The 3,594-nt window shown below is 59.3% G+C and carries 5 protein-coding genes; 4 read left to right on the forward strand and 1 reads right to left on the reverse strand.

Going from position 1 to position 3,594, the window contains the following annotated elements:
- From ACIP8I_RS27005 to ACIP8I_RS27020, 4 genes are all read left to right on the forward strand, one after another.
- A partial coding sequence (locus tag ACIP8I_RS27005; protein ID WP_400764912.1) for a 50S ribosomal protein L27 occupies positions 1 to 187 on the forward strand: 187 nt, incomplete at its 5' end.
- Positions 188 to 381: 194 nt separating this feature from the next.
- Positions 382 to 1,605 (forward strand): Obg family GTPase CgtA, encoded by a 1,224-nt coding sequence (cgtA, locus tag ACIP8I_RS27010; RefSeq protein ID WP_003228358.1) that lies wholly within the window; start codon positions 382 to 384, stop codon positions 1,603 to 1,605.
- A 118-nt stretch (positions 1,606 to 1,723) separates the two neighbouring features.
- Positions 1,724 to 2,842, forward strand: a complete 1,119-nt coding sequence (gene proB / locus ACIP8I_RS27015) for a glutamate 5-kinase (RefSeq protein ID WP_027612826.1) — start codon at positions 1,724 to 1,726, stop codon at positions 2,840 to 2,842.
- 11 nt (positions 2,843 to 2,853) lie between these two features.
- Entirely contained in the window at positions 2,854 to 3,321 is a 468-nt protein-coding gene (locus ACIP8I_RS27020) for a CreA family protein (RefSeq protein ID WP_003228353.1), read from the forward strand.
- A 120-nt stretch (positions 3,322 to 3,441) separates the two neighbouring features.
- Here the strand turns inward: ACIP8I_RS27020 and rpsT are convergent.
- The coding region (rpsT, locus tag ACIP8I_RS27025) for a 30S ribosomal protein S20 (protein WP_400764914.1) at positions 3,442 to 3,594 on the reverse strand (153 nt) is incomplete at its 5' end.

The following is a 3,594-nucleotide window of genomic DNA, read 5'->3' on the forward strand; positions in this document are numbered from 1 at the left end:
GATGTATGGCGGCCAGGTCATCAAGGCCGGCACCATCATCGTGCGTCAGCGCGGCACCCAATTCCACGCTGGCTACGGCGTTGGCATGGGTAAAGATCACACCCTCTTCGCGAAAATCGAAGGCGTGATCAAGTTTGAAGTAAAAGGCGCCTTCGGTCGTCGTTACGTGAGCGTTGTCGCGGCTTAATCGCGAGATCGCTGGAAGAGCCCTGTCTTGCGACGGGGCTTTTTCGTTTGTGGGGTGAGTCTCTTGCAAAACTGTTTGTATGGGCTGTCGGCGTGCGATGCAGGTCGTGTTTTGGGGTCGCTGCGCTCATTTTTGCAAGAGTCTTATGTCTTGATTGTTTTTCGGCTCGTCCGTATGGCGAGAGGCGTTGAGTTATGAAGTTTGTAGACGAAGTATCGATCCGCGTAAAAGCTGGCGACGGCGGCAATGGCTGCATGAGTTTCCGTCGGGAAAAATTCATTGAAAACGGCGGCCCGAACGGCGGTGATGGCGGTGACGGCGGTTCCATCTACATGATGGCCGACGAGAACCTCAACACCCTGGTCGACTACCGTTACACCCGGCACTTCGATGCCGAGCGTGGCTCCAACGGCGGCAGCACCGATTGCACCGGCAAGAAGGGTGAAGACCTGATCCTGCGCGTGCCAGTCGGTACCACCGTAATCGACTCCGCTACCCAGGAAGTGATTGGCGACCTGACCAAGGCCGGCCAGAAACTGATGGTGGTGCAGGGTGGTTGGCACGGTCTGGGCAACACTCGTTTCAAATCCAGTACCAACCGTGCGCCACGCCAGACCACGCCGGGCAAGCCGGGTGAGCAGCGTGACCTGAAACTGGAAATGAAAGTGCTGGCTGACGTCGGTCTGCTGGGCTTGCCGAACGCCGGTAAAAGTACCTTTATCCGTTCGGTATCGGCGGCCAAGCCGAAAGTTGCCGACTACCCGTTCACCACGCTGGTGCCGAACCTGGGTGTGGTCAGCGTTGACCGCTGGAAAAGCTTCGTTATCGCCGACATTCCGGGTCTGATCGAGGGCGCTTCCGACGGTGCCGGCCTGGGCATTCGCTTCCTCAAGCACCTGGCGCGTACGCGTCTGTTGCTGCACCTCGTCGACATGGCGCCGCTGGATGACACCAGTGCGCCGGACGCGGCTGAAGTGATCGTCAACGAGCTGGTCAAATTCAGTCCGTCGCTGGCCGAGCGTGATCGCTGGCTGGTGCTGAACAAATGCGACCAGATCCTTGAAGAAGAGCACGAAGAGCGCGTCAAGGAAATCGTTGATCGCCTGCAGTGGGAAGGTCCGGTCTACGTGATCTCGGCCATCGCCAAAGAAGGCACCGAACGCCTGACGCGCGACATCATGCGTTATCTGGAAGATCGTGCCGATCGCCTGGCTAACGACCCGGCGTACAAGGAAGAGCTGGCTGATCTCGATCAGCGCATCGAAGACGAAGCCCGTGCCCAGTTGCAGGCGCTGGATGACAAGCGTGCCCTGCGTCGCAGCGGCGTGAAGTCGGTCCACGACATCGGCGACGATGACTGGGACGAAGAAGATGTGGATGATGAAGACGGTCCGGAAATCATTTACGTGCGCGACTGATCTGTTGCGATAAACTTGAACGCCGCTCAATCGAGCGGCGTTTTGGTATCTGGAAATCGGTAGTCACGATTAACGGGCAGCGCTGGGTCGCGCTGTCCTCAAGCTAAGGTTGAAGATGATGCGGAGCAAGGTGACAGGTGCGCAGCGTTGGGTCGTGAAGATCGGCAGCGCTTTGCTGACAGCTGATGGCAAAGGGCTGGATCGTGCGGCAATGAGTGTCTGGGTCGAGCAGATGGTCGCCCTGCATGAGGCAGGTGTCGAGTTGGTGCTGGTGTCCTCCGGGGCGGTGGCTGCCGGCATGAGCCGCCTGGGCTGGACCGCACGACCCAGTGCGATGCACGAGCTCCAGGCTGCCGCGGCAATCGGTCAGATGGGCTTGGTGCAGGCCTGGGAATCGAGCTTTGCCGAGCATGGCCGGCACACCGCGCAGATTCTCCTGACTCACGATGACTTGTCCGATCGCAAGCGCTACCTCAATGCCCGCAGCACTCTGCGTGCCTTGGTCGAGCTGAAAGTCATCCCGGTGATCAACGAAAACGACACCGTGGTCACCGACGAGATCCGTTTCGGCGACAACGATACGCTGGCGGCGCTGGTGGCCAATTTGGTCGAGGCCGATCTGCTGGTGATCCTCACCGATCGTGACGGCATGTTCGATGCCGATCCGCGCAATAATCCCGATGCGCAACTGATTTACGAAGCGCGCGCCGATGATCCGACCCTGGATGCAGTGGCGGGCGGTACCGGCGGTGCGCTGGGGCGTGGAGGTATGCAGACCAAGCTGCGCGCGGCGCGTCTGGCGGCGCGTTCCGGGGCGCATACCATCATCGTCGGTGGGCGTCTGGAGCGAGTGCTCGATCGCCTGAAGGCTGGCGAGCGCATCGGTACGCTGCTGTCGCCTGAGCGCGGCATGCTCGCGGCGCGCAAGCAGTGGCTGGCCGGGCATCTGCAAACGCGCGGCACGCTGGTGCTGGACGAAGGCGCGGTGTCGGCGTTGTCGCAGGGCAACAAGAGTCTGTTGCCGGTCGGCGTCAAATTGGTCCAGGGCAGCTTCCGTCGTGGCGAGATGGTGGTTTGCGTGGCGCCGGACGGTCGCGAGATTGCCCGTGGCCTGGCCAACTACAGTGCGCTTGAGGCGCAAAAAATCATTGGTCAGTCGTCGGATGCAATTGTCGGCGTGCTGGGCTACATGGCTGAGCCGGAACTGGTTCACCGTGACAACCTGATTCTGGTCTAAGGAAAAACGCGATGCGCATGGCAAAAGGATTGTTGGGTCTGCTGATGGCGCTGCCATTGCTGGCCTCGGCCGAGGAAATCGGTCAGGTGTCGACGGTGTTCAAGTTCGTCGGCCCGAATGACCGGATCGTGGTCGAAGCTTTCGATGATCCGAAGGTCGACGGCGTGACCTGCTACCTGTCTCGTGCCAAGACGGGTGGGGTGAAGGGTGGCCTGGGTCTGGCCGAGGATCGCGCCGAGGCGTCGATTGCCTGTCGTCAGGTGGGTCCGATCAAGTTCAAGGGCGAACTGAAGGATGGCGACGAGGTGTTCAAGGAGCGCACGTCGCTGGTGTTCAAGACCATGCAGGTGGTGCGTTTCCTCGACAAGAAGCGTAATACGCTGGTGTACCTGGTCTACAGCGATCGCGTGATCGAAGGCAGCCCGCAGAATGCGGTAACCGCGATTCCGATCGTGCCGTGGGTGCCGGTCCAGCAGTAACAACGCAAAACCAATTGCAGGAGTGAGCTTGCTCGCTCCTGCATTTTTTTGCTCTGCGTTTATCAAATCGCAGGCAATAAAAAACCGACCCTAAGGTCGGTTTTTTAATGACTACGTCGATTAAGCAGCTTCTTTCAGTGCCTTGACGTGGCCATTCAGACGGCTCTTATGACGAGCAGCCTTGTTCTTGTGGATGATGCCTTTATCGGCCATACGGTCGATAACTGGCACAGCCAGAACGTATGCAGCTTGAGCTTTTTCAGCGTCTTTTTC

This window comes from Pseudomonas sp. NPDC088414 (assembly GCF_044753325.1).
GTDB lineage: Bacteria > Pseudomonadota > Gammaproteobacteria > Pseudomonadales > Pseudomonadaceae > Aquipseudomonas.

Excerpts from the sequence above, each read along its gene's own strand:
- cgtA (WP_003228358.1), top strand. The coding sequence starts at position 382 with ATGAAGTTTGTAGACGAAGTATCGATCCGCGTAAAAGCTGGCGACGGC.
- proB (WP_027612826.1), top strand. The coding sequence starts at position 1,724 with ATGCGGAGCAAGGTGACAGGTGCGCAGCGTTGGGTCGTGAAGATCGGC.
- ACIP8I_RS27020 (WP_003228353.1), top strand. The coding sequence starts at position 2,854 with ATGCGCATGGCAAAAGGATTGTTGGGTCTGCTGATGGCGCTGCCATTG.